Source organism: Galliscardovia ingluviei (genome assembly GCF_014635685.1).
GTDB lineage: Bacteria > Actinomycetota > Actinomycetes > Actinomycetales > Bifidobacteriaceae > Galliscardovia > Galliscardovia ingluviei.
Genome location: NZ_BMDH01000001.1, coordinates 473772 through 499409, shown reverse-complemented (window position 1 = coordinate 499409; position 25638 = coordinate 473772). Strand labels below are relative to the sequence as shown.

The 25638-nt window shown below is 45.2% G+C and carries 21 protein-coding genes; 5 read left to right on the top strand and 16 right to left on the bottom strand.

What is annotated here, in order from left to right; all coding sequences use genetic code 11:
- Positions 1–7 precede the first annotated feature (7 nt).
- The 4 genes from IEU85_RS02060 to mraZ form a co-directional block, all read right to left on the bottom strand.
- A complete protein-coding gene (locus IEU85_RS02060) occupies positions 8–1804 on the bottom strand; it encodes a peptidoglycan D,D-transpeptidase FtsI family protein (protein WP_188354567.1) in 1797 nt (598 codons plus the stop codon).
- A complete protein-coding gene (gene ftsL / locus IEU85_RS08650; protein ID WP_229714686.1) occupies positions 1804–2280 on the bottom strand; it encodes a cell division protein FtsL in 477 nt (158 codons plus the stop codon). Before ftsL ends, IEU85_RS02060 begins: the two co-directional genes overlap by 1 nt.
- 144 nt (positions 2281–2424) lie before the next feature.
- Positions 2425–3558: a 16S rRNA (cytosine(1402)-N(4))-methyltransferase RsmH gene (gene rsmH, locus IEU85_RS02050; protein ID WP_188354566.1), complete on the bottom strand. Its 1134-nt coding sequence runs from the start codon at positions 3556–3558 to the stop codon at positions 2425–2427.
- Complete coding sequence (gene mraZ / locus IEU85_RS02045; protein WP_188354565.1) at positions 3555–4079, bottom strand: division/cell wall cluster transcriptional repressor MraZ; 525 nt, start codon at positions 4077–4079, stop codon at positions 3555–3557. Before mraZ ends, rsmH begins: the two co-directional genes overlap by 4 nt.
- A 350-nt stretch (positions 4080–4429) precedes the next feature.
- Between mraZ and IEU85_RS02040 the strand changes: the two genes are divergently transcribed.
- Positions 4430–6709, top strand: coding sequence for a HelD family protein (locus IEU85_RS02040; RefSeq protein WP_188354564.1), 2280 nt, complete (start codon positions 4430–4432; stop codon positions 6707–6709).
- Positions 6710–6718: 9 nt separating this feature from the next.
- The gene (gene serA, locus IEU85_RS02035) at positions 6719–7921 is read left to right on the top strand and encodes a phosphoglycerate dehydrogenase (protein ID WP_188354563.1); all 1203 of its coding nucleotides are present in this window, start codon (positions 6719–6721) and stop codon (positions 7919–7921) included.
- A 143-nt stretch (positions 7922–8064) separates the two neighbouring features.
- On the opposite strand, the gene nrdR is transcribed toward serA, so the two are convergent.
- Together nrdR and yneA are read right to left on the bottom strand one after the other, a co-directional pair.
- Positions 8065–8550 carry a transcriptional regulator NrdR gene (gene nrdR / locus IEU85_RS02030; RefSeq protein WP_188354979.1) on the bottom strand — a complete coding sequence of 162 codons (486 nt, stop codon included), beginning with the start codon at positions 8548–8550 and terminating at the stop codon, positions 8065–8067.
- A gap of 65 nt (positions 8551–8615) precedes the next feature.
- Positions 8616–8936 (bottom strand): cell division suppressor protein YneA, encoded by a 321-nt coding sequence (gene yneA / locus IEU85_RS02025; protein WP_188354562.1) that lies wholly within the window; start codon positions 8934–8936, stop codon positions 8616–8618.
- Positions 8937–9139: 203 nt separating this feature from the next.
- Here yneA and lexA point away from each other — a divergent pair, with 203 nt between their 5' ends.
- On the top strand, positions 9140–9895 hold the full coding sequence (gene lexA, locus IEU85_RS02020; protein WP_188354561.1) for a transcriptional repressor LexA: 756 nt from the start codon (positions 9140–9142) through the stop codon (positions 9893–9895).
- 168 nt (positions 9896–10063) lie between these two features.
- Here lexA and IEU85_RS02015 read toward each other — a convergent pair whose 3' ends face one another.
- Both IEU85_RS02015 and hflX read right to left on the bottom strand, forming a co-directional pair.
- The gene (locus tag IEU85_RS02015; RefSeq protein ID WP_188354560.1) at positions 10064–11026 is read right to left on the bottom strand and encodes an L-lactate dehydrogenase; all 963 of its coding nucleotides are present in this window, start codon (positions 11024–11026) and stop codon (positions 10064–10066) included.
- Positions 11027–11209: 183 nt separating this feature from the next.
- Positions 11210–12760: a GTPase HflX gene (gene hflX / locus IEU85_RS02010; RefSeq protein ID WP_188354559.1), complete on the bottom strand. Its 1551-nt coding sequence runs from the start codon at positions 12758–12760 to the stop codon at positions 11210–11212.
- Between the two features lie 148 nt (positions 12761–12908).
- Here hflX and IEU85_RS02005 point away from each other — a divergent pair, with 148 nt between their 5' ends.
- Positions 12909–13553: a class I SAM-dependent methyltransferase gene (locus IEU85_RS02005; RefSeq protein ID WP_188354558.1), complete on the top strand. Its 645-nt coding sequence runs from the start codon at positions 12909–12911 to the stop codon at positions 13551–13553.
- A gap of 52 nt (positions 13554–13605) precedes the next feature.
- On the top strand, positions 13606–17679 hold the full coding sequence (gene hrpA, locus IEU85_RS02000; protein WP_188354557.1) for an ATP-dependent RNA helicase HrpA: 4074 nt from the start codon (positions 13606–13608) through the stop codon (positions 17677–17679).
- A 115-nt stretch (positions 17680–17794) separates the two neighbouring features.
- On the opposite strand, the gene IEU85_RS01995 is transcribed toward hrpA, so the two are convergent.
- The 8 genes from IEU85_RS01995 to hisD form a co-directional block, all read right to left on the bottom strand.
- Positions 17795–18718, bottom strand: a complete 924-nt coding sequence (locus tag IEU85_RS01995) for a formate/nitrite transporter family protein (protein WP_188354556.1) — start codon at positions 18716–18718, stop codon at positions 17795–17797.
- Between the two features lie 182 nt (positions 18719–18900).
- The gene (locus IEU85_RS01990; protein WP_188354555.1) at positions 18901–20238 is read right to left on the bottom strand and encodes a glutamine synthetase family protein; all 1338 of its coding nucleotides are present in this window, start codon (positions 20236–20238) and stop codon (positions 18901–18903) included.
- A gap of 65 nt (positions 20239–20303) precedes the next feature.
- Positions 20304–21029, bottom strand: a complete 726-nt coding sequence (gene priA / locus IEU85_RS01985) for a bifunctional 1-(5-phosphoribosyl)-5-((5-phosphoribosylamino)methylideneamino)imidazole-4-carboxamide isomerase/phosphoribosylanthranilate isomerase PriA (RefSeq protein WP_188354554.1) — start codon at positions 21027–21029, stop codon at positions 20304–20306.
- An 88-nt stretch (positions 21030–21117) separates the two neighbouring features.
- On the bottom strand, positions 21118–21810 hold the full coding sequence (hisH, locus tag IEU85_RS01980; protein WP_188354553.1) for an imidazole glycerol phosphate synthase subunit HisH: 693 nt from the start codon (positions 21808–21810) through the stop codon (positions 21118–21120).
- Positions 21811–21874: 64 nt separating this feature from the next.
- On the bottom strand, positions 21875–22456 hold the full coding sequence (locus IEU85_RS01975; RefSeq protein WP_188354978.1) for a hypothetical protein: 582 nt from the start codon (positions 22454–22456) through the stop codon (positions 21875–21877).
- Positions 22450–23052, bottom strand: a complete 603-nt coding sequence (gene hisB, locus IEU85_RS01970; RefSeq protein ID WP_188354552.1) for an imidazoleglycerol-phosphate dehydratase HisB — start codon at positions 23050–23052, stop codon at positions 22450–22452. Before hisB ends, IEU85_RS01975 begins: the two co-directional genes overlap by 7 nt.
- 24 nt (positions 23053–23076) lie before the next feature.
- Complete coding sequence (locus IEU85_RS01965; protein ID WP_188354551.1) at positions 23077–24219, bottom strand: histidinol-phosphate transaminase; 1143 nt, start codon at positions 24217–24219, stop codon at positions 23077–23079.
- Positions 24216–25622: a histidinol dehydrogenase gene (hisD, locus tag IEU85_RS01960; protein WP_188354550.1), complete on the bottom strand. Its 1407-nt coding sequence runs from the start codon at positions 25620–25622 to the stop codon at positions 24216–24218. Before hisD ends, IEU85_RS01965 begins: the two co-directional genes overlap by 4 nt.
- Positions 25623–25638: the final 16 nt, after the last annotated feature.

Sequence of the window (25638 nt, the reverse complement as noted above, 5' to 3'; positions counted from 1 at the left end):
TTGATGCTTACCACTCTGTAGGAATAGCATCTGTTCTTGGAGCAGAAGCTGGAATCTGGTATTTCTGCATAAGGAATTCACCAATCTGCGCAAAAACAGGACCTGCAGTAACAATACCATATAGACCTTCAGGATCTCGGTAGACCACAGTAATGACAAACTGAGGATTATCAGCAGGAATAGCTCCAATAAAGTCAGCCATAATACCCGATAAAGAGCCACCTTCACCAGCAACTTCTGCTGTGCCAGATTTTCCAGCAATGCGATAACCTGGCATATTAAGAAGCTTCTGAGAGGCTTGTGCTACAGATTCCATCATATTCATCATTTTATTAGCATTATCCTCATCAATAACACGAACAGGTTGAGCACTTTGAGGAGTAACGTTATTACCCTGCGCATCAGTCGCAGAAGCAATAAGTCGCTGGGCATTGCGCACACCTTTATTGGCGATAGTAGCGACAACATTCGTCATCTGTAGTGCAGAAGCAGAATACCCCTGACCAAATAGTACCGTTTGACGAGTGCGCAAATCCCACTGGCTAGCATTATCAACAATCTGACCAGATGACTCGCCGGGGAACTGAATGCCTGTAGATTCACCGATACCAAATTTTTTAATATATTCAAGTCGTTTATCATATGAAAGATTTTGCGCAGACATCAGTGTACCAACATTTGAGGAAACCTTTAATATACCGCCGAGAGTAAGCTGTTCGACGCCATGTTCGTGCGAATCATGAATAGTTTGCCCATCAACTTTAATAGAGTACGGTACAGAAAAATGATCTGCCGGCTGATGTAATCCTTCTTGTAGTACAGCTGCTGCCGTAATTAACTTGCCCGTTGAACCTGGCTCAAAAACTTCTGTAATTGCTCTCGATGTATGCGTTTTTGCATCATCGCTACCAGCTTGATATTCATCGGTATCAGCAATAGCAACAATTTGTCCATCAGAAACTCTTTGTACAACGGCAATGCCATATTGCGCATGGTATTTGTTTTTGCCATCCACAAGCGCTTTTTTCACATACCATTGCACATCACGGTCAATGGTAAGCTGCACTGTGCCACCCTGTTTAGGATCGCTCGATTCAGTACGTGTTCCAGGAATTTCCTGCCCATTACGACCTCGTTGATACACCACATGACCATCATGTCCGACAAGTGCTTCATTTTCCATGAGCTCTAAGCCTGCAACGCCATTGCCGGTGTTATCAACTCCTCCAAGAATCGTTCCTAAAAGACCATCATCCGAATATTCCCTATTTGAAGTCAGCTCAAAACCAATGATACTGCTAATATTGAGTTGATCAATCTGCCGTTTAACTTGAGGTAGCGCGTTACGCTGTAAAATCACATAACGGTTTGACCCTGTTAATTTGGCTCCAAGTTCCTTAACATCCATTTGTAGAATAGGCGCAAGCATACGGGCTATCGATGCAGGCCCTTCAACTTCAAATACCTTCTTCTGCGTAGTTTCCTGGCATATGCCGTTATTCCTACCTTTGCAAGCTACCGGTTTAAATTGAGATGCAGCCTGCTGATCGGCAAAAATCGTATAACTCTCTATGCTCTGCGCAAGCGTTACATTATTGATATCTGTTATCGTACCGCGCACACCTTGTAATCTACGATCTACTGTCCTCGATTGTGCTGCTTGACTTGCTAAAGCAGAACCGTTGTACAACTGAATATATGACAGCTTCACCACACAAGAAAGTGCTATTACTACAATAACAAGCCCGATAGCAAGGGTGCGCCGTCTGAAAATATCGCCAAAACTTCTTGTTCGTTTTGCCATTAGTGCGTAGCCTTCACTGCCCCAGAAACGTCAATAGTAACCGATTCAGCACCAGGAACCATTCCTAAATCTGAAGCCTTATTGGGTAGTGATGCTTGCAGTTTTTCAAGTTGTACTTGCTTCTCTTGAATATCCTGTGTCAGCCTACCTATTGACTGTTGCGTTTGTGTAATAGCAAATGAATCCTGAACCATCTGCGTACGCAGTAATAGCGAACCAAATAAACTAGAAACAAGTATAACTACTGCAAGTACTACATGGACAGCTCGTACTCGCGCAGCAGCAATAGCTTTTCCTATACGCATAAGAGCTGAAACACTATTGGCACGATGCGCTGTTTTCGCCTTAAGCCTGGGTGCCCCATACATTGCAATACCGCTATTGCGTGATTGTGGTCGTGATTTCGCAGATCGTTCACTAGCGGATCTTACTGGGGATGAAGTACCTGATAACAGAGTAAGTTGCGATCGCCGCATAGATGAACTGCTTCGAGAACTTATCGTAGACCTCGTAATGCGTGGTGCTGCACTTGCGCTCATTGCTTACCCCTGTCAATGTGTATTCGTATTACAAAATCGGTTGGATTTGAAGTATCTGCAATTATTCGGTTCGTTTGTGCCTTATCTACGTTTATGACGTGAACCTCGATGATGCTGTACGCTATAGTATTCAGCCTGCGATTGCTGCATAAAGGTTTTTCGCCATTTATCTGGAATTGGTCGCGTGAGTTCAACGGCTCGAAGTCTTACCGATCCTGATCTTGAGTTTCTCTCGATTTCCTCACGGCCTGCTTGTAATGCACCATGTGTAATATCTGCCAAAAATGGCTCTGCATCCTTTGGAATTACTGGCATATCAGGCGGCACATCAACGGTCAGTCCCTGTGCCATAGCTCTTTTTACGATGGTATCTTCCAGCGAGTGGTATGACTCCACAACTAATCTGCCATGCATTGCTAAATGCAACATCGCCTGTGGCAGCGTTTGTGCAAGTTTATCCAATTCGCCATTTACTTCAATTCGCAATGCTTGAAACACTCGTTTAGCAGGATTTCCTGCAGGACGATGGGCTTTAGGTACCACACGATCAACAAGTTGGACAAGCTGAGCAGAAGTCTCAAAAGGAGTTACTTCACGTTCTTTCACTATCGCTTTGGCAATAGGCCCAGCAAATTTTTCTTGTCCGTATCGTTGGAATATTGATTTTAACTGAGCAACATCATAGGTACGCAAAATATCACTAGCACGCATTGATGTTGAAGTATCCATACGCATATCAAGCGGCGCATCATGAGAATAGGAAAATCCTCGTTCCGCAGTGTCAATTTGCAGACTTGATAACCCCAAATCCATAAACACTGCATCTACATAGTCGATATGGTGTTCTGTTAATGCATTACTTAACTGGTCGAACGGCGCATGTACTGGTATGAAACGGTTTTGAAGCCCTTCTTGACGCATACGTTCAGTCGCTAATGCTAGTGCCTGCTCATCCCTATCAATACCGAGCAAAATCGCCTGCGGTGCAGCGTGCAAAAATGCCGTAGCATGTCCAGCAAGCCCTAGAGTACAATCAACTATCACAGGATGATGGCGCACACTATCTGCATTCCAAATATCCTGCTGAATGTGGTCGGTAACTAATGCAACGCACTCACGAAGCAATACCGGTTGATGGATAGAAGATGTTGTTCGTTGCAATTGTTCGAATTGTAGAGTTTGTTCATGCGCAGTGGTTACGTCAATATCACTCATAGTTGACCCTCCTGCGGCATATCAAACGGCGCTAACACATCCATTTCCAAATTGGCGTATTCCTGTTCCTGATTGTGTAAGTATGTTTCCCAGGACTCACGATTCCAGATTTCAGCACGTGTACCTACTCCGATAACAACAATGTCGTCACCTAATGAAGCATATTCACGTAAATTTGGGGCAATTAACACACGACCTTGCTTATCGGGCACTTCTTGACTTGCACCAGAAAGAAACACACGTAAATAACGGCGTGCAGCCATATTGCCCATTGAAGTTCGTTGAATTTGCTGAGCCATACGGCGGAACTCATCTTGTGGCAAAATAGTCACGCAGCGCTCTTGACCACGAGCAAGCACGAGTCCAGAGCCAAGACGTTGTCTGAATTTAGCTGGAAGTGTTAAGCGCCCCTTTGCATCAATTTTTGGTGTATAGGTACCAAGAAATAAGTCTGGCATTGCACCTTCACCAAGAATATCGTCAATCACATCAGATGATTGCGTTGCACGGTTATCGCTCATCACACCTCCTTTACATTCAGTCGTTTTCGTACTCTGTGCCGTTATTCAGCATGCTGTTGTGGATACAGCATACACAATATGCTCCACTTTACCCCACTTCCAACTACTTTTCCCCACAAAACACCATATTAATACATTTATTTGCACGTCACCACGCTATACATTCATCAAATATCGCCATCTGAAAATAAGCCATGACCCAAAAATCGCTATTTTGCAATGTTTTTCCAACAAACTAAGCATCGTGGAGCAAAGTGGGGAATTATATTGGAATGCGGATATAGATTTGTGGGTAGCTGCCCGTATACTAGAATGCCGAATTATTGACAACTCCCAAGGAGCCAATAGGGATGACAAACTACGCCTCACAAATTCGAGAGGAACAAAAAACTGTCGACCGGGCATACAACCGACTTGATGCACTGCGAGCACAGAATAGATCCCGATTAGACGCAGTTCGTTTAGCCGGAGCACATGGCTCCCCTACCGCGCGCACCGAACGTGATTCCTTCGCCACGATGTATGAAGATCGACTTATGCAGTTGCGCGCCGTTGAAGATCGTTTAGTATTTGGCAGACTCGATACCAAACAAGGTATTAAACGTTATATTGGCAGAATTGGCTTATCGGACAGTGCACATCAACCAATACTCATTGATTGGCGTGCAGATGCAGCTCGAGCATTCTACGAAGCTACGCCAGCTAACCATGGCGATATCGTATTACGCAGACATATTAGTTTGCGCATGCGCGAAGTTGTAGGCATTGAAGATGAAGTGCTCGACGTGCATAATGACGCCATTTCACAAGCAGCAAGCCATGGCACACTCACTGGTGAGGGTGCGTTAATGGCCTCCTTAAGCTCCCGTCGCACTGGTCGCATGACTGATATTGTTGCCACCATCCAAGGAGAGCAAGATCGTATTATTCGCTCTGCCTCCGATCGACCAGTTGTAGTACAAGGCGGACCAGGAACTGGGAAAACAGCAGTAGCACTACATCGTGCAGCATATCTGCTGTATACACATCGCAAAGCACTATCTCATTCTGGAGTGCTTGTTGTCGGTCCAAGCTCTGCATTTTTACATTATATTGACCAAGTGCTCCCCTCTTTGGGTGAAACCGGCGTAGTAAGCAGAACTATAGCTGAGTTGATTCCTGGAGTAGTTGCAACAGCACATGACACACCTCGTGTTGCAGCTCTTAAGGGTGACGCACGCATGGCACAAGCAATTGCTCATGCCGTCGCAGCAAGAGAACGTATCCCCCAGCAACTGCCACAGTTGCGTATCGACGGGATGCGTGTCGATATACTGCCTAGCGATATTCGCCAAGCCCGCAGTGATGCACGACGAACTCGGCAGCCCCATAATAAAGCGCGAGAGACGTTTGTCGATTCCATGCTTCATACGCTGCTTGCTAGAGCTATTGAACAGCTTGATCACGATCCAGAACGAGAAGAAGTAGATCAAATTAAAAGCGCACTTCGGATGAACGAACAATTGCGCATTACCCTTAATCTCGCCTGGCTGCCAATGAGTGCGCAATGGTTACTCGAAGATATGTGGGCAAAACCTCATAAACTCCGCCAGTATGCTCCATGGCTTTCACAACAGCAACTTGAACAACTCTATCGACCAAAGGGTTCAGCATTAACTGTTAGCGATATTCCGCTGCTTGACGAAGCCATGGAATTATTAGGTCCTGACCCTCGCGAACTTGCTTCGCAACAAGCTGCAGCACGCAAACGTGAATACGATGAGCAAATTGCTAAAGAAACTCTGTCACAAGCAGGTATTGGCAATGGTATTGTTTCTGCTACAATGCTTCTTGATCATCTTTCAGGGGAAGAAAATTCTAATGCTGCCATGAAAGCCGCAGCTGATCGTCAATGGACCTATGGTCATATAGTTATTGACGAAGCACAAGAACTCACTGCCATGGACTGGAGAATGATGCTCAGACGTTGCCCGAGCAGATCATTTACTATTGTGGGTGATATCGCCCAAACATCTTCTCTTTCTGGAGCTACTTCATGGCAGCGCATGCTAAATCCGATTTTTGGTGCTGATGGTTGGGATTTATATGAACTCACCATTGATTACCGAAATCCTCGGCAGATATCCGATACTGCAACCAATTTTGCACAGAATGAAGGCCTCTATGTTTCTACTGTGCATGCAGTACGCGATGTGCAAGATAGCGTTGAACAAATACAATGTTCTTCTCTTGAAGAAGTGCTTCGTACATCAAGTGAGCATATGTCGGATTTAGCGGTACGTTTTGTTTCAGAGGATGGTACTGGACGAATTGCTCTTGTTGCCGATAGTAGTATACTCGAACCTGTTCGCGATGTGCTTTGGCAGGCAATCGAATCTCGTTTAGGTTCACAGCGTGCGCAACAATTGCGCGATCAGCCTCAATGGGATCAGCAAATTGCACTATGTACTCCACAGGAAGTTAAGGGTCTGGAATTTGACGCAATAGTTCTCCCTGAACCAGGACTTATTCTGGAAAATGGGGCTTCTCGCCGTAGTGCTGCTGCTGATCTTTATGTTTCCATTACTCGACCAACGCAACGGTTGGTCATTGTTCGGACAAATGAAGATTATGGTCGCGTTACCTTATAACATGGTGGTATGCCTCAAGCACTGTTACTAGAGAATATTCATCCTGTTGCCGCCGAAAACCTGCGAGCTCAAGGATATACCGTTACTCAACTTCGCTCAGCTATGGACGAATCCGAGCTTATCGACGCTTTAGAGGGTGTTGATCTACTCGGTGTACGTAGCAAGACGAATGTTACCAAGAAAGTACTGCAAGCACGCCCAAATCTTAGCGCTGTTGGCTGTTTTTCTATTGGCACTAATCAAGTTGATTTGGATTATGCAGGTCAGCTTGGTGTTGCCGTATTTAATGCACCATATTCGAATACTCGCTCTGTTGTAGAACTCGTTATTAGTGACATCATTGCATTAATGCGTCGCATCCCAGCCCATGCACACCAAATGCGTACTGGACTTTGGGATAAATCAGCGACTGGTTCTCATGAAGTTCGTGGTAAAACACTAGGCATTATCGGTTACGGTAATATTGGCTCCCAAGTGTCTATTCTTGCTGAGGCTCTCGGCATGAATGTTATTTTCTACGATATTGAAGAAAAACTTGCCCTAGGTAATGCTACAAAAGTTGCAAGCTTGGATGAACTCCTTCGCAATAGTGATGCCATCACCGTGCATATTGATGGGCGCAAGTCAAATACCGGATTCATTGCAGAACCGCAATTCGCGAAAATGAAGCAAGATGTAGTTTTCATCAATCTGTCTCGCGGATTTATTGTCGATTTAGCTGCCCTTGATGCTCATTTATTATCTGGACATTTGTCTGGAGCTGCAATCGATGTCTACCCAACTGAGCCAAAGAGTGCAGGTGATCCATTTACCACGGATTTGACAAAGCATGAAAATATAATTCTCACCCCTCATATTGGCGGCTCGACGCTTGAGGCTCAAGAAGCTATTGGCAGATTCGTATCACACAAACTGCTTGATTATGCACAGAGCGGTAACACATCACTTTCGGTTAATTTGCCTAATTTGACGATGAACCCTGTTCGCGGCGTTGCACGCATTACACATTTGCATGATAATCTGCCAGGTATATTAGCGCAGGTAAATCAGGCGCTTGGCGCTGAAAATATCAATATTCTTGCACAGTCGCTTGCTACTGAAGGTGAACTTGGCTATGTAGTTACTGATGTTGATACTCTTCCTGAAAGCTTAGCATTGGATCAGCTTCATCAGATTAAAGGCACTATTCGCGTACAAGTATTACAAAAGTAAAAGAAAAGTCAATTATCAATTGACGTAATGATGGGTGTGTATTAACGGTAGTATACACACCCATCATTTATAAATAATTATAGGTAAAATCTTTAATATATTACCTAATAGACGTCGTTCTGCAGACTAAAAATTGATATTACTCATGCTTCAGTTGATGATTCATCAGACTGATTATCTTGCTGCTGATGTTCTTTAAGCTCTTCTATAGCGCGCTCAAAATCATCAAGATTATTAAAACCTTGATATACGCTAGCAAAACGCATATAAGCAACAACATCAAGATCACGTAATGGTTTAAGAATTGCTCTACCGACCTCATCTGAATCAACTTGAGCAAGACCGCGCGAACGCAAATCCTCTTCAACCTTTTGACCAAGTTGCTTTAAGTCTTCATCTTTAATAGGTCTACCTTGACTTGCTTTGCGCACACCAGTAATAACTTTATCTCGGTTAAATGGCTCACTAGCACCAGAGCGCTTCAAAACCATCAACGAGGCAGTCTCTACTGTAGTAAATCTCCTACCACACTTTGGACACTCACGTCGACGCCTAATGGCATAACCATCATCACCAACTCGAGTATCCACTACTTTTGTATCTGGGTTTTGACAAAAAGGACAATGCATATCCATACCATAGCGTTTAGGGTGGAATTGGGCAATGTCCTGTTTCATAAACATATGTACTACAACTACGCCTCATCTACAGGAATGACAAGTGTTTGACCAACTTCTAAATCATAGGTATGCAAATCATTCATACGACGAATACGTTCAATCTGGCGCTTAACGCTTATACTATTTGACGTCTGTTGTGCGTATTGCCATAACGTGTCACCCTGTTGCACTGTATAGGTAACAGTGTGCTCGACATGATCTTCACCGTGAGAAATGGCAGGGGCAAGTACAAAGCCCAACATGGCCAGTAGCACAGAGCACACACTTGAAATGCATAACACCACGATTGATCGCACTCTACCAGCTTTTGAACGCATCACCGTTTGCAATTGCATCAGTACTCCTTTACCGTAATCGAACATTTGTACTATAGAACATATGTTTGTATTGTTGCATAGAGTTCGGCGACACGCAAGTGCATTCGAACATATGTTTGCATTATGTGTAATAGTGCGCTACAGTGTACATAACGAAAGGAGTACCGATGAACAGCCCAAAACAGCCCTCTACTCCCGACAGTCATGCAGTTCCATCACCTATGTCATTAATTGATACAGCACCAGTATCTGAAACTGCGAGCAATTCGTCTAAACTGACCACACGTCAAGTACAGATTCTTGAAGCTATAGCAAAACATATTAGCGAAGAGGGTTTTGCGCCATCGGTACGTGAAATAGGAAAAGCTGCTGGGCTAAAGAGTCCTTCATCGGTCTCTCATCATTTAACACGTCTAGAGCATATGGGCTTTATCCGTACCAGCGCCAACAAAGGGCGCGCAATTGAGCTGCTTGAACCAGCATGGAATGCAGTACATTTTAGCCAACCTACAGCAAATAAACGTAGTGCGACTTCCGAGTCAGACACCCAAGAGCAGCAAAGCCGCATTCTCTATCCAAACTGGAAACACGAGGGCAATACCATTCAAGAAATACCCCTTGTAGGTCGTATTGCAGCAGGTGTACCTATTACTGCCCAGCAACATGTTGATGATGTATTTGCGCTACCAGCACAATTTACCGGCAATGGCAATTTATTTATGCTTGAAGTCCACGGCGACTCCATGATTGATGCAGCCATATGCGATGGCGATTATGTTGTAGTAAGACAGCAGCATACAGCAGAAAATGGTGATATTGTTGCTGCATTACTCGGCGATGAGGCAACTGTAAAAACGTTCCGCAAAGAACATGGACATGTATGGTTAATACCGCATAATCCAGCATATGCACCTATTGATGGTACGCACGCCACAATTATGGGCAAAGTAGTTACAGTACTTAGAAAATTATCCTAAATTCACTCAACACGAGCCGAGCAAGATAGGAAGATACAAACCATCATACTCAGTGTTTTGCTAGCAAAATGCTGAGTGTTAAATTTGGGGAGTTACATCTCGATAACTCCCCATAAACTTATTACAATCCTGCTTCTAGATGTTTTGCTTCTAACAACTCATTTGTCTCTAGAAACCAAACTGTGCTGCAGTTTCACGAAGTGTTTCAGCAGAACGCTTCAACGCAGCCAACTCCCCATCAGACAGAGGCGTATTAATGCGAGTATTAACACCATCACGGTTCAACACTGATGGCACTGACATGCATACATCAGAAATGCCATGGAAATCGTCAAGTAGAGAACTCACTGGAAGAATACGGTTGGAATCCTTCAAAATGGATTCAACAATATCAACAGCACTCATAGCAATAGCGTAATTCGTTGCGCCTTTACCCTCAATAATGCGATAAGCAGCATTCTTAACTTCTTGATGAATCTGCTCACGTGTTGCTGCGTCCAGTGGACCGTGCCCAGGCAGTTCCTTCCAATCGAGCATTGGAACGCCACCAATCGTAGCACTGCTCCACAGAGGAACCTCAGAATCGCCATGTTCGCCAGCAATATAAGCATGAACATTCTTCACGTTTACACCAGTCTGCTGAGCGATAAGGAAGCGCAACCGCGCAGAATCCAGATTAGTACCGGAACCAAAAATTTGATTTGCTGGTAAACCGGATAGCTTCATAGAAACGTGAGTTACAATATCTACTGGATTGGTGACCAGCATATAAATTGCGTTTGGAGCAACTTTAACAACATTAGGAATAATTGATTTCATAATGTTAATCGTGGCTCCAGCCAAGTCCAAACGTGTTTGCCCTGGCTTTTGACGTGCACCAGCAGTAATAACTACTACATCAGCGTCACGGCAAATTTCAACATCATCTGATCCCTCAATAGAAACAGTAGGATAGAAACTAGAACCATGCTGCATATCAAGTACTTCAGCGTCTACACGCTCACGCGCAATATCCTCAAGTACAATTTCACGTGCTAAACCACGCTGTGCTGCAGCAAACGCAATAGTGGATCCGACTGCGCCAGCACCAATAATCGCAAGCTTGGTGGGGCGAATCAATGATTCTGCCATTCAGATACCTCTCTTTTAACTACAAGGATGGCATTCGACCATTCCTCTAGATACTATACCATTGCCAGACGAAGCAACGAAAGTAATCAATCACCGTGTTGCTTACCAAACACACAATACCGTTACATATGCAATCCATATATATTTGCAAAACTGACGGTATTCAACTGCACACAGATATAGTTAGTTTTCTACAGCACCCACTTCGGCTGCAGCTTTCATCAATTGCGTAGCAAGAGACTCATCCACGAAACCGTGAATAGCAATGCCTTCAGCAAGCCACTGCACACGATCTAGGCTTCCCCTATCCTGTGCCTTAGAAACGAGAGAGCCATACGTATACGGAATTGTGGCTTCAATTTCAATATGAGGCACAGGAAGCATATGCTCAATCTGTGCCAACAATAACGGTATCCCCGCCCCTGTAGCTGCAGATACCATAATGCTTTCAGGATACGCATTATGCAAACGCTCAAGCACCGCTAGCGATGCCGCATCCATCTTGTTAAAAACAATCAGCTGCGGGATTGTGCTCACACCGTCAATTTGTGCAAGAATCTGATTAACAGCAACAATCTGTTGCTCAGGTTGAGGATAGGTGGCATCTACCACATGCACAATTACATCAGCGAGCGCCACTTCTTCCAACGTAGACTTGAACGCTTCAACAAGCTGTGTAGGCAGTCTGCGTACGAAACCAACGGTATCAATAACATTACACGGACGACCATGCGGCGTGCTAACTCTACGCACGGCAGTATCAAGTGTGGCAAAGAGTGCATTACCAACAAGTTCATCAACACCGGCAAGTCGGTTAGTTAGCGACGACTTCCCCGCATTCGTATATCCAACAATCGCAACTGTTGGAATTTGCGAGCGTGTGCGAGATGCGCGTTTAACCGCTCGCTGCGGCTCCATTTTTGCAATTTTTTTGCGTAATTTACTCATGCGCGTGCGGATAACACGCCTGTCAAGCTCAAGCTGGGTTTCACCTGGACCACGTGAGCCAATACCGCCGTCCTGTCCTGCTGCTTGTCCGCCTGCCTGCCTTGACAGTGATGCACCCCAACCACGCAGTCGCGGCAACATGTATTCAAGCTGTGCAAGCTCTACCTGCGCTTTACCTTCTTTACTAGTGGCATGTTGGGCAAAAATATCAAGAATTACTGCTGTGCGGTCAACAACTTTTACTTTGGCAGCGTCTTCGAGACCACGTCGCTGCGACGGCGCTAAATCAGCATCAACAATAATCGTATCAGCATCATGTGCAGCTACAATATTGGCAATTTCACGTGCTTTTCCAGAACCCACATATGTAGCAGCATCAGGTCTTGCCCGATGTTGTAAGACGCCATCGACAACAACTGCTCCAGCGGTTTGTGCTAAAGCTGAAAGCTCCCGCAGAGATTCTTCTGCTTCCTGCAGTGAAGAATCTTGACTCGACCAAATACCAACTAAGACGACACGTTCTAATCGAATTTTGCGATATTCGATTTCGCTTTCTTCGTCAGCAGTAGTGATGCCTGAAATATGACGCAGTTCATTACGCGATTCTCGTTGTTGCCAATCATCACTGAGTATTGACGAAGAACTATCTGTCCCGACTTGTCCGGTACGACTATGCTGATCTAATACTGCACTTTGTTCTTGTAAAATATCTTGTGCTGATGATGTCTGGTCGGGCACTACATCAAATGCTGGTGTCAATCGTTCTCCCCATTGGTACGTTACCATATTGGCGCTTTTCTGTTATACGTGTACTGCCAACTTCTCGCAGTACTACTACCATAGTAAAATATTACTTCGCGCCAAATACTGCAAGTTTTGCTTACAGCACGAGCAGTTACACGTCCACGCACGAACAGTATTAAATGAGGATGGTATGAGCAAGCAGCACAACACCAAGCATACATCACAAGCACGCAATGAACAGTATTTCACTGCTCAGCCGCAATCTGCAGAACAGCATCTTGAATTCGATGTAATGCTTCGAGGACATCAAGTTCATGTGCAATCCAGTGCTGGCGTATTTTCCTCACACCGATTAGACCCCGGCACAGCAGTGCTGTTAAAAGGAGCGCCAGAGTTACCACAACAAGGTAACTTTTTAGATTTAGGATGTGGCTGGGGACCAATTAGTATAGCTATGGCTTTAGAATCCCCCCGAGCACAAGTGTGGGCTTTAGATATCAATGAGCGTGCTTTACAACTTACTACTGCTAATGCGAAGCACTTGGGGCTTAATATTCATGCAGGTACTGCCGATAACATTGACCCAGAACTACAATTCGATGTTATTTGGTCAAATCCCCCAATTCGCGTTGGTAAAGAAATATTGCACTCATTGCTACTAACTTGGTTACCTCGTCTTGCAGCCGGAGGCAATGCGTATCTAGTCGTACAAAAACATTTAGGTTCTGATTCACTTGCCGCATGGTTACAAGAGACGCTGCCCGACGAATACGCTGTGAGTAAATACTCTAGTAGTAAGGGGTATCGTATTTTATCAGTACATCGTGCGGCTTAAGCGCAGCCGTCAACACCCCTTAGAAATATTGACGTTGGTATAGCGGAGAAACATGCAATTTACGTATCCTGAGCAGCTACCAGTTTCAGCACATAAAGATGAGATTGCCAGTGCTATAACTGAACATCAAGTAGTGATTATTTCTGGTCAAACTGGTTCCGGAAAAACCACACAAATTCCAAAAATCGCACTTGAATTAGGATTTGGCTCTCACGGTAAACAGATTGTACACACCCAGCCGCGTCGTATTGCTGCACGCAGTGTGGCTAGTCGCATTGCTGAGGAGTGTCAGGTTCCTCTTGGTCAGGAAGTTGGTTTTCAAGTACGATTTGAAGATACTTCTGCGCCATCAACACGCCTTAGAGTAGTAACTGACGGTATTTTGTTAGCGCAAATCCAACATGATCCTCGTCTTGAAGCCTATGACCTCATCATTATTGATGAAGCCCATGAGCGTAGCTTAAATATTGATTTTTTGTTAGGTTATCTTTCTCAGCTCTTGCCTACACGTCATGATTTGAAATTGATTATCACCTCGGCAACTATTGATGCTGAAAAATTCAAAGAACATTTTGAGCATGTGATCCATGACACTGTCCCTGTTATTGAAGTTTCAGGACGCACATATCCAGTGGAAATCCTGTATGAACCGATTGATGGGCCGACTAGTCTGCTACCTTCTGTTCGCGGATTTCACAATCCTGCAACAACCAATCTCCAGCAAAATTCATCGACTGATATAGACGCAGATAGTCAACTTGATATGCCACAGGCAGTAACACGTGCATGTGCCGAACTTATTGCATATTCGCAGCACGTTGATGGTCCGCGCGATATTTTGGTATTTGCCGCTTCCGAACGCGATATTCATGACTATCAAACACAGCTCACACGCTATTTTGGTCAACGAGTGGCAGATACATCTCGCCATGATGCCATAGAAATTGTGCCGCTCTATGCAAGACTTTCAACTAAAGAACAGCATCGTGTTTTTGAACCACACCAACATCAGCGTATTGTACTAGCAACAAATGTGGCAGAAACATCACTTACAGTTCCCGGCATTCGCTATGTGGTAGACACTGGTCTTGCACGTATTTCCAGATATTCTAAGGCCTCCAAAGTGCAACGATTACCTATTGAGCCGATTAGCCAGGCCAGTGCCAATCAGCGATCGGGTCGTTGTGGTCGTCTTGCTGATGGTATTGCAATACGACTATACAGCGAAGAAGACTTCGCTTCACGTGACGTGTTTACCGAGCCAGAAATCTTACGAACTTCGCTTGCTTCTGTTATCTTACATATGCTGGCTGTGGGAGTGGCTCATCATATTGATGATGTTACCAATTTTGGCTTCATCGATAGCCCCGACACCAAAGCAATTGCTCAAGGCTTCCAAGATTTGCTTGAATTACGGGCTGTGAAACGTACTCGCGGCAAGGTAATGCTGACTCATATTGGCCGACAAATCGCACAACTACCTATTGATGTGCGCTTTGCTAGAATGGTAAATCAAGCCTCAAGAAATACGCCGAATACGCTTGCTGCAGTATTAGTGATTGTGGCGTTTTTAAGTTTGCAGGATCCACGAGAACGCCCACAGGAAGCTCAGGATGAAGCTGACCGTATTCATAACCGGTATGCTGACCCTACCAGCGATTTCTTAACCATACTCAACATTTGGGATCGTTTCTTCCAGCTCGATGGTGATCCAACGAACAGACTGCTGAGGGCGTTATGTAAACAAGAATATATGAATATGCTGCGCATGCGCCAATGGCGAGATTTGGTTGCTCAGCTCACCCGCTTGTGCAAGAACTTACATATGCGTGTTGGCGCACCTGTACCAAGTGCACGCCCCGATTTTGCTATTGTTCAATTGCCTCTCGCGCAGCAAGGCGCACATAGCATGGTGTGCAGTTGGGATAGTGAAGGCATTCATCGTGCTATGCTTGCCGGCTTGCTTTCTAGTATGGGTATGCAGCGCGTTACTGAGCCTAAAGCCTCACAATTTACAGGTCTTTCGGGAGCTGCAAAAGCTAAAGCAATGCGTATTGCGGCAAAACGTGCACGCAATGAGTATGTTGGCTCTCGAGGTACACATTTTGCACTCTTCCCTGCTTCAAGCTTGGCTAAACATCCACCTGCTTGGGTGATTGCTGCTGAATTAGTGGAGACTTCACGACTATGGGCTCGTTTTGCTGCAAGTATCGATCCTGCTTGGGCGGAAGATTTGGCTGGAAATTTAACTCGGACCACCTATGCTGAGCCCCACTGGTCTGCTTCTCGTGGCAGTGCCATGGCTCAAGCAACAGTGCTGCTTTTTGGTTTACCTATTGTTACAGGTCGTACAGTACAGTGGGGTAAAATCAACCCTGTTGAAGCTCGAGAACTGTTGATCCGACAGGGGTTTGTTGAAGGTCAGTACCAGCAACATTTCCATGGCGAATCTATTATTGCAGCAAACCGTGCAGTATTAGAAGAGTCTGATAATGAAGCTCATCGCACACGTCAAGTAGCCTTGCAGATTACTGACCAAGACTTGTTTGATTTTTACGACCGTGTGCTGCCGGAGCATATTGTTTCTATTGCAGCATTTGCAGCATGGTGGAAACAAGAGCAACACCAGCAGCCTCATCTTCTTGATTTTGATGCTGAAAAAGTTGAACGACTGCAGGATAGCGAGCATGCTGATTTAGCTGACTACCCAGATACTTGGCATACTACAGGCACTGATGGCTCACCAATCGCACTGAAGTTAAGCTATCTCTACAACCCTCAGTCCGAACAAGATGGGGTCACTGTTCATATTCCGCTTCATGCGCTTTCACGTTTATCAGAGGATGAATTTACTTGGAATGTTCCAGGTTTACTTCAAGAGCAGATTGTGGCAACAATTAAAGCACTTCCTAAACCATTGCGTGTACATTTTGTACCAGCTCCAGATACAGCTTCGGCTATGCTTGATTGGTTCGATTCGCATCAAAGTGCACCTGAGATTGCCAATATTCGCAGTAGTGAAGGACAGCCTGTCGATACACCTGCCATCAAGCCATTTTTTGAATCATTTACACAAGCCGCTTTAGAAGTTGTGCAAGCGCCAATTCATCCAAGTGTGTTTGACCAAGCGCTTATAGAGCGCCTACCTGCGTATGTGAAATTGCATTTTAGTATTGAACAAACCATTCCAACTGGAAAGGCTAAAACCCAGTCTCATCATCGCAAACACACTGCACCGCAAGTGCGTGTACTAGCAACTGGAGATAATCTGCACTCGCTTCGCACTCGTTTTGCCCAACAGGCTGCTCAATCGGCACGCGCTACAGTAACTAAACGCGCTCAAGCTGTTGCGCAGCAAGGCAACGTTATCGAATCTGCCAATATGCTTCATCAAGCAGGAGCTACACTACATACTCGTGCCCAAATGGTATATCAAGCGCTTTATAACGCTTTAGCGCTTCCTCCCGAGCGCATCTCTTCACGATGGCTAGGCAAGGAAGCATTGGTTCTTGCAGCAGCACCTTACGATTCCACACAACACTTGGTTCACGACATGCAATATACTGCTGTACAGCGTTTGGTACCACATCCAGAACGAATTGGCGATGATGAAGCATTAGCGCTCACACTTGCTGATATTGAACATCGCTTTGAAGATACTGTTTACGAAATTGCTCATGACGTCATTGCTATTATTGAGCGTAAAGCACAAGTTGATCAGGCGATTAGCGGTCCTGCTCCCCTTCCATTACTTGCCGTATTGCAATCCATTCGCGAGCATAGTGATGCATTGGTACATTCTGGTTTTCTGGCTGATACTCCAGCAGATGTGTTGCCTTTGATACCGAAGTATTTACAGGCTGATGTACTGCGATTAGAGAAGGCAAAACGCGATGCGGCTAGAGATGCTACATGGACTTGGCAAGTTCAAGAAGCACAACAGCTTGTCGAACAGGCTGAGGAGCAAGCAAAGCATACGCCAGCAGGAGTGGAACACGATCAGGCGATAGAACGTGCTAGTCAAGCTCGTTGGATGCTTGAAGAATTCCGCGTCTCGCTTTGGGCACAAGAGCTGGGAACTACACAGCCTATCAGTCTCAAGCGCATTCGTAAAGCCTTACAGTAGCGTATTGCACAACACACAAAAGTAAAGAGTTCTTCTTACCGAGGATCAAAGCAATGTGGTGGTTATAGTTACTCACTACAGCCACCACATTCCGTGCTAGGTATAATACAACATTTTAGTCTAGCTGATTTGGCATTGCTTTAAGTGCTTGACGTGCATGCCGTGTATTTTGATTATTCATAACGGCAAAATTCACGCCAATGAGTAGCCCTCCGCCAATGAAATTACCTATAATAACCACAGCAATTACACCAATTGCGTGTAATGGTTCTACAGCACCGTACAGTGCCATAATTTCAAATAAAATGGAATCCGCAATAGAATGTTCAAATCCCATAAACGCGAACACAAACACAGCAACAACCATAATAATGCACTTGGTAAAATCATTACTGAGTTTGCCGTTATATACCATCAACATTGCAATATTGATGCAAAAATTACAGAAAATAGCGCGCACTAATAAATCACTGATACCAAATACACCAGCATCAAGATAACCTGATTTTGTAGCTACAGCAGCAGTCATTTTGGCAAATGTTGCCGGATCAATTACCGATGAGCATCGTACTAGAGCCGCAATGAGCAGACCGCCAGCGAGATTACCAATAAGGCACAGCAACAGCATTTTTATACCATGCAACCATGTAATGCGCTTGTAATAAGCACCGATGGATACCACCATCATATTGCTTGTCAGCAGTTCAGAGTTGGTGTAATAAATCAATACGAGTGCCCAACCAAAGGTTGTCGCTGCCAGTACAGACCCAACTTGTGCCATAGCTGGAGAGCCAGTTCCTGCAAATTTTGCAATGATAACAAAATAGGTAGTAAAAAATAGTCCAGCAAATACACCTGCCATAAATGCACGTTGCAGATAGATACCGCGCATTTTGCCAGTCATCGTGTCTTTACTCTCTAACGCATCTAGCACCGTGCTGATAAACACACTACCAGGAAAAAGCGGGTGAATTTTTGGGCTGCTATTTATCTGATCTGATGCAATACCTGATTGCGCTGCAGTTTCTTCTGTTGTCATATCCCTATACACTTACTCTCAGATTCTCGTACACTTTAGGGTAAGCTAATCACAGATAAATTGCAAAACACACTCCATTGCCTAACCGTGATTCCTCTCACACTACGCAAAAGAGGCCAGTCCAAAAACTGACCTCATATGGCTGTAACCATATTGTATTTTGACAAACGCAACACCAGCAATTAGAGACGCGGTAGGAAATGCTCTAATTCATACGGCGTCACTTGCATGCGATAGTCTTCCCACTCTTTGCGTTTATTACGGATAAAGTAACGGAACACATGCTCACCAAGCACATTAGCCACAAAATCAGAACCTTCCATAATGCGCAAAGCCGTATCGAGAGAGTCTGGAAGTGGCTCAATACCCATTGCACGGCGCTCATCATCAGTAAGCTCCCAGACGTCATCACTTGTTGGCTCTCCAAGCTGCAATTGGCGCTCAATACCATCTAGACCTGCAGCCAATAGCAGAGAATAAGCCAAATATGGATTGGTCACAGGATCGAGAGCGCGGAACTCCATACGTGCAGAATTGCCTTTACCAGGCTTATATTGTGGCACACGTAGCAGAGCAGAACGGTTATTATGTCCCCAACAAATATAGCTTGGAGCTTCGTTACCGCCCCACAGACGCTTATACGAATTTACGTACTGATCGCAAACTGCTGTAATTTCAGCTGCATGAGCCAAAATACCAGCAGCGAATTGGCGAGCAGTTAGTGACATATTAAATTCTTGACCTGCTTCATAGAAGGCATTCGCATCCCCTTCAAACAGGCTTAAATGCGTATGCATACCAGAGCCCGGCTTATCAGCAAGAGGCTTAGGCATAAAGCTGGCGTGAATACCGCGCTCAAGAGAAATCTCTTTTACTACAGTGCGGAATGTCATAATATTATCCGCCATAGTAAGCGCATCAGCATAGCGCAGATCAATTTCGTTCTGTCCAGGACCGCCCTCATGATGTGAATACTCAACAGAAATGCCCATCTGTTCAAGCATATTCACTGTCGCACGGCGGAAATCCATACCTGGTGAGCGTGGCACATGATCAAAATAGCCGCCTTCATCTACCGGCTTTGGTGGTCTGCTCCAATCATCCTGCATTTCAAAGAGATAGAATTCAATTTCAGGATGAATATAGAAAGTGAACCCCATCTCTTTTGCACGTGCAAGCGTACGCTTTAACACATGGCGGGGATCCCCCAATGATGGCTCTCCCTCAGGAGTAAGCACATCGCAAAACATGCGTGCAGTACCCTGCCTACCACCACGCCAAGGCAAAAGTTGGAACGTAGATGGATCAGGACGCACAATCATGTCATCTTCAGACACGCGAGTGAGACCTTCAATAGCAGAACCATCAAACCCGATACCCTCTTCAAAAGCCGATTCGAGTTCTGCTGGTGCAATAGCCACTGATTTCAATGTTCCTGAAACATCAGTAAACCATAGGCGTATAAAACGCACGTCGCGCTCTTCAACAGTGCGGAGCGCAAATTCCTGCTGTCTATCCATAATTGCTATCTTGTCACATCCGTATTCCGAGTATGTTAATTACTAAGAGTGTCACCCAAGTTTTGCTATTGTGCAGCTACTTCAAGCGCCTGTTGCAAGGTGAACGCTTTTGCATACAATGATTTTCCGAGAATCGCGCTATCAACACCATCTTGTGTAAGACTATTAATAGCACGCAAATCATCGAGTTTAGCAATACCGCCAGAGGCAGTAACCTTAGCTTCAGTATGTTGAGCTACTTGGCGCAGTAACTCAATATTCGGACCGCTCATCATACCATCGCGTGTCACATCAGTTACTACATATCTGCGGCATCCTGCTTGATTTAACATTTCAATAGTTTCGAACAGATCGCCGCCTTCTTTAACCCAACCGCGTGCTGCAAGTGTAGTACCTCGGACATCAAGCCCAACAGCTACTCTATCGCCATATTCCTGAATTACCGCACATGTCCACTGAGGATTTTCTAATGCTGCTGTTCCAATATTCACACGGGATGCTCCTGCATCAAGAGCTGCACGCAAACTCACATCATCGCGGATACCGCCACTCATTTCGATATGAACCTTGGTGCCTAACTCTTGTACAATATCACGCAGTTGAGCGCGATTGTCACCCGTGCCAAAAGCAGCATCAAGGTCTACTAAATGAATCCAAGTCGCACCTTGTTCATACCACGAACGAGCTGCTTCTAGTGGTGAACCATAATCAGTTTCTGATCCTGATGCTCCCTGTCGCAATCGCACTGCTTTGCCATCGCGAACATCAACTGCTGGAAGAAGTGTAATCATCGTTGTCTGCCTCTCATTAGTACAGGTAGTATTGGTGCATTATTGGCGCCCTGTTTACTTTACTGCAGTGCATTGCAGTATCAGTGCTTTAGAGTATTCGTAACCAATTTCGCAATAATGCCGCCCCAGCATCTCCTGATTTTTCAGGATGGAATTGGGTGGCACTTAATGGACCTTGTTCAAACGCTGCTACAAAAGTCTCATCACCATAGTGACACGTGGTAATATTCAGCGGATACTGTTGCAGCAATTGCCACTGTCCATGCTGCATATCAGTCGCTTGTCTACTCTCTTCTGACGCATTGTTTTGTAAAGCAAGTACTTCATCTGCTTGTGCAGCATATGAATGCACAAAATAAAAACGCTGATCTTCAAGACCTTCAAATAAAGTACTTTTAGGCGCACTAGAGAGCGTATTCCAACCCATATGGGGCACCACAGGAGCATCAAGCTGTCGAACAGTGCCGCGAATAAGGCCTAAACCCTGGCATAAAATATCATGTTCAACACCTTGTTCAAACATGATTTGTAAACCAACGCATACGCCGAGAACTGGCTTACCTTCTTGCAATCGTTCGTAGATAATACGATCTCCATCTACTGCAGTTAATCCTCGCATTACCGCAGCAAACGCACCAACACCTGGAACAACTAGTCCATCGGCGTCTCTTGCCTGCTGAACATCACTCGTTAAAGTAACATCAGCTCCGACATTGGCTAGAGCTCGAACCATCGAACGAACATTGCCAAAACCGTAGTCTAATACGACAACAGAGGTCATGCCCACTCCCCTACTCTTGCGAGTCAACGTAACTGCTTCTGTACATGTACTTGTGCAAGACAGTTTAACTTACTCGAGAACCACCTTTACCAGCTCTTCCAAATCGCGTGTGCTGCGCGATAACAGCAAGAGCACCCTTGCGATCAAGCGAACCAGAATCCACTGCATCCTCTCGTGTTTTCAACGCATCCAAAGTTGTTGAACCAATCATCATATCTTCAACAAAATCAGGCGCATTCATAAACATAATCGGAGGAGCAATATCATCAGCTTTCTGTCCATTTGCCCATAATGTAGCTTCAATATGATCTGCGCGATTTACAGCCAAGGCTAGGCTGAGTCCTGAAACAACAGTTGTTAAATCGCGGGCGGCTGCCTCCGGACCGTCACCATCAAGATTGCGCAATAGTGCTACTGCACCTTTGTCGCTGGCAATACACGTTGCAGAAATATCAGAAAGCTGGCAGAATGCAGCTAATAACTGTGCTGAAGAAAGTCTGGTAACCAGCACTGCACTTTTTGCTTTATCGCCTAACACTCCCGCAAGTTCGTCTTCAAAGTTATCGATTCCAGAAAAGTCTCGCTCAAAACCTTCTAACGCCGCATTGATTTCTTCATCGCTTAGAAAATAATCGTCGCTCACAATGCCCCCTTTGTGCTTGGAATGCCGTCCACACGCGGGTCAGGTTCAAGAGCAAAACGCAAAGCTCTTGCCAATGCCTTAAACTCTGCTTCCGCAATATGATGTGGATCACGACCAGCTAACACTTGTACATGTAAGCAAATTCCAGCGTGCATTGCAATAGATTCCATAACATGTCGCACTAAAGAACCAGTAAAATGCCCTCCAATTAAGGCAAATTCAAAGCCCTCAGGTTCACCGGAACACACACAGTATGGTCTACCCGAAATATCAACAACAACTTTTGCTAAGGCTTCATCCAATGGCACTGTTGCGTCAGCAAAACGGCGAATACCTCGCTTATCGCCCATTGCTTTGCGCAAGGCTTCACCAAACACAATAGCCGTATCTTCGACCGTATGGTGAACATCAATATCAGTATCACCATGTGCACTAATAGACAAATCAATCAATGAATGCTTACCTAAAGCCGTCATCATATGATTAAAGAACGGCACTGAAGTATCTATATCTGTTTTACCGGTACCATCAATATCTAATGACAAGCGAATAGATGATTCACTAGTGGTTCGCTCTATTACTGCACTTCGAGTAGACACTATAACTTCCTTTACTTACGACACTTATAGTAATGCAAGTACTTCCCTGAATGCATCACGGAAGCGTTCCATTTCTTCATCAGTACCCATGCACACGCGAAGCCAGCCAGTTGGACCGACGTCACGAATGAGCACGCCACGCTTCAGCAATTCGTTAAAAACAAACTCCCTATCAGGAAAAGTTCCAAAGAATAAGAAATTTGATTGTGAATCAGCGACACGAATAGGATTGCCGTGTACTTGCAATGATTCAAGCCACTGTTTGGTTTCCTCACGAGTTTGTCGCAAATGAGCCACTTGCGCTAACTGCTCATCTGCATGTTCAAGCGCTGCCAATGCAACCGCCTGTGTAACCGCACTTAAATGGTATGGCATGCGAACAATGCGCACAGCATCAATAATGCCTTGACTTGCTGCAAGATAGCCAAGTCGAGCTCCGGCGTATGCAAAAGCCTTGCTCATTGTCCTACTTACTGCAAGATGAGGATGTTCAGCAATCAATGTTGTTGCTGAAGGCACATCAGCAGAGCGGAACTCAATATATGCTTCATCAACTACAAGAATCGGGTGTACTCCAGAAGCTGCACCAGCAACTTGTGTACGCTCACAGGCCGCTAAGAGTTCGAGCGTATCCTCCATTGATAAAGGTGTACCAGTGGGATTATTAGGACTTGTGGCCAGCACTATTGAAGGACCGATGTCTTCAATAGCTTTAACAGCGCGTTCACGATTCAACGTAAAGTCGTCATTGCGCTCTACAGTTTGCCAGCCAGTAAAAGTGTCACGAGCATATTCAGGATACATGGAATACGTCGGAGCAAAGCCCAATGCCGTAGTGCCAGGTCCTCCGAATGCTTGGAACAGCTGGAGCATAATCTCATTGGAACCATTAGCTGCCCACAAGCATTCCGCAGGTAAATCTACATGAGACTCTTGAGCTAAGTACCTTGATAATGCCTTGCGTAACTCAATATGTTCGCGGTCGGGATAGCGATTTAGTGTTCCTGAAATATCGTGAACATGCTGAACAATAGCATCGATAACCTCAGGTGAAGGGGCATACGGATTCTCATTGACATTCAGACATACTGGCACATCGAGCTGCGGGGCACCATATGGTTCTTCGCCCCGCAGATCTGCTCGTAACGGCAGACTTGATGGAATCATACTAAACCTGCCTTAGCAATTTGTTCATCAAGTGTGTCTTTATCATATGGATCATCAACAAAGCGTGTAAGTACGCTTTCACCATGTGCTGGCAAATCCTCACTTACTGCAAAATTGTTAATACGATCAGCAATAGCACCCAAACCAGTAGCATCATATTCGATAACTTCTACTGGCTTCATAAACGTATGAACGCCAAGTGCTGCTGCAAATCGTGCGGTACCACCTGTAGGAAGCACGTGATTCGAGCCGGACATATAGTCGCCCAAAGGCACTGGTGAATAGCCTCCGCGGAAAATAGCTCCAGCATTACGAATTTGCGGGATAACTGCATCTGGGTCTTCGGTTTGAATTTCCAAGTGCTCTGCCGCATATGCATTAGCTACAGCAATGGACTGCTGTAAATCATCCGTAATAATAATTGCTGATTGCTTACCAGAAAGTGATGTTGCCACGCGATCTGCATGCTTGGTGCGTGGCACTCGTACAGCCAACTCATCAAGCACTTGCTGGGCAAGATCAGTATCATCGGTAATCAGTACAGAGCCAGCAAGCTCATCGTGCTCAGCCTGACCGATTAAATCAGCTGCAAGCCAGCCTGGATTAGCCGTTGAATCTGCAATAATACCAATTTCTGTAGGACCTGCCACAGCGTCAATGCCAACAATGCCGGATACCAAAGATTTTGCAGTAGCCACGAAAATATTGCCAGGACCGGTAATCTTATCGACTGGCTCGCACAGAATCTCGCCATCTTGTGGCTCACTACCGCGAGCGCCATAGGCAAACATTGCAACTGCTTGAGCGCCGCCAACAGCATATACTTCGTCTACACCCAAAATTGCGCATGTTGCCAGAATAGTGCGATCTGGTAAACCATCATTATTGGATTTGCTTGGAGGGGTAGCAATAGCAAGCGATTCCACGCCCGCAGCTTGTGCCGGTACCGCGTTCATAATCACTGAGCTTGGATACACAGCTTTTCCACCTGGAACGTATAAGCCTACTCGTTCTACTGGAATCCAACGTTCGCTCACTCGAGCACCATCAGCTAAATCGGTATAGAATGGCTTTGGCACTTGTGTTGCTGCCACGGCACGTGAACGTCGTACGGATTCTTCAATTGCAGCGCGAACCTTAGGATCTAGTTGCTCTAATGAGCGTTCAAGCTCCTCCTTAGGCACACGCAAATAGTGAGGACGAACGCCATCGAACTTCTCACCGTAGTCGCGTAATGCAGCAGCTCCGCGTTCTTTCACATCATCGAGAATAGGACGGACGAGGTCTGTTGCTTCAAATGTACCCATTTCTGCTCGAGGCATTGCTTCGAGCAGCTCGGCACGTGTTAGGGTTGTTCCGCGCAAATCAATGGTGCGCATTATTTGTTCTGTAGATTCAGCCATATCAAAATCCTATGGA

What these genes read in the sequence shown, in the direction of transcription:
- IEU85_RS02060 (WP_188354567.1), bottom strand. Translation starts at nt 1,804, where the DNA reads ATGGCAAAACGAACAAGAAGTTTTGGCGATATTTTCAGACGGCGCACC.
- ftsL (WP_229714686.1), bottom strand. Translation starts at nt 2,280, where the DNA reads ATGCGGCGATCGCAACTTACTCTGTTATCAGGTACTTCATCCCCAGTA.
- rsmH (WP_188354566.1), bottom strand. Translation starts at nt 3,558, where the DNA reads ATGAGTGATATTGACGTAACCACTGCGCATGAACAAACTCTACAATTC.
- mraZ (WP_188354565.1), bottom strand. Translation starts at nt 4,079, where the DNA reads ATGAGCGATAACCGTGCAACGCAATCATCTGATGTGATTGACGATATT.
- IEU85_RS02040 (WP_188354564.1), top strand. Translation starts at nt 4,430, where the DNA reads ATGACAAACTACGCCTCACAAATTCGAGAGGAACAAAAAACTGTCGAC.
- serA (WP_188354563.1), top strand. Translation starts at nt 6,719, where the DNA reads ATGCCTCAAGCACTGTTACTAGAGAATATTCATCCTGTTGCCGCCGAA.
- nrdR (WP_188354979.1), bottom strand. Translation starts at nt 8,550, where the DNA reads ATGCATTGTCCTTTTTGTCAAAACCCAGATACAAAAGTAGTGGATACT.
- yneA (WP_188354562.1), bottom strand. Translation starts at nt 8,936, where the DNA reads ATGCAATTGCAAACGGTGATGCGTTCAAAAGCTGGTAGAGTGCGATCA.
- lexA (WP_188354561.1), top strand. Translation starts at nt 9,140, where the DNA reads ATGTCATTAATTGATACAGCACCAGTATCTGAAACTGCGAGCAATTCG.
- IEU85_RS02015 (WP_188354560.1), bottom strand. Translation starts at nt 11,026, where the DNA reads ATGGCAGAATCATTGATTCGCCCCACCAAGCTTGCGATTATTGGTGCT.
- hflX (WP_188354559.1), bottom strand. Translation starts at nt 12,760, where the DNA reads ATGGTAACGTACCAATGGGGAGAACGATTGACACCAGCATTTGATGTA.
- IEU85_RS02005 (WP_188354558.1), top strand. Translation starts at nt 12,909, where the DNA reads ATGAGCAAGCAGCACAACACCAAGCATACATCACAAGCACGCAATGAA.
- hrpA (WP_188354557.1), top strand. Translation starts at nt 13,606, where the DNA reads ATGCAATTTACGTATCCTGAGCAGCTACCAGTTTCAGCACATAAAGAT.
- IEU85_RS01995 (WP_188354556.1), bottom strand. Translation starts at nt 18,718, where the DNA reads ATGACAACAGAAGAAACTGCAGCGCAATCAGGTATTGCATCAGATCAG.
- IEU85_RS01990 (WP_188354555.1), bottom strand. Translation starts at nt 20,238, where the DNA reads ATGGATAGACAGCAGGAATTTGCGCTCCGCACTGTTGAAGAGCGCGAC.
- priA (WP_188354554.1), bottom strand. Translation starts at nt 21,029, where the DNA reads ATGATTACACTTCTTCCAGCAGTTGATGTTCGCGATGGCAAAGCAGTG.
- hisH (WP_188354553.1), bottom strand. Translation starts at nt 21,810, where the DNA reads ATGACCTCTGTTGTCGTATTAGACTACGGTTTTGGCAATGTTCGTTCG.
- IEU85_RS01965 (WP_188354551.1), bottom strand. Translation starts at nt 24,219, where the DNA reads ATGATTCCATCAAGTCTGCCGTTACGAGCAGATCTGCGGGGCGAAGAA.
- hisD (WP_188354550.1), bottom strand. Translation starts at nt 25,622, where the DNA reads ATGGCTGAATCTACAGAACAAATAATGCGCACCATTGATTTGCGCGGA.